The organism is Pseudoalteromonas sp. CR1 (assembly GCF_019392235.1).
Lineage (GTDB): Bacteria > Pseudomonadota > Gammaproteobacteria > Enterobacterales > Alteromonadaceae > Pseudoalteromonas.
This window is the reverse complement of record NZ_JAHXRM010000439.1, coordinates 1-252: the sequence shown is the minus strand read 5'-3', so window position 1 is coordinate 252 and position 252 is coordinate 1. Positions and strand designations below refer to the sequence as shown.

Below are 252 nucleotides of genomic sequence, written 5' to 3'. Positions count from 1 at the left end.
CGGCGATCTTCAGCGCGATGTTGGCCTTGTCACAGGCTGCTTGCAGTGCGGCGGCGCAAGCCTGGGGGTTAATGCCCCCGGCATTGCTGATCACGCGGATGCCCTGGCGCTGGAGGTCGCCCAGCAGCGGGGTGAGCACCTCGACGAAATCGGTGGCGTAGCCGGCCTGGGGGTCTTTCATTCGTGCGCCGGCAAGGATCGACATTGTGACTTCCGCCAAGTAGTCGAAGACCAGGTAATCCAGGGTGCCGC

Annotated in this window: 1 protein-coding gene; it reads right to left on the bottom strand. The window is 64.3% G+C overall.

The features are described 5' to 3' along the window. The coding region (locus KZZ04_RS20055; protein ID WP_219424012.1) for an acyclic terpene utilization AtuA family protein at positions 1–252 on the bottom strand (252 nt) is incomplete at both ends.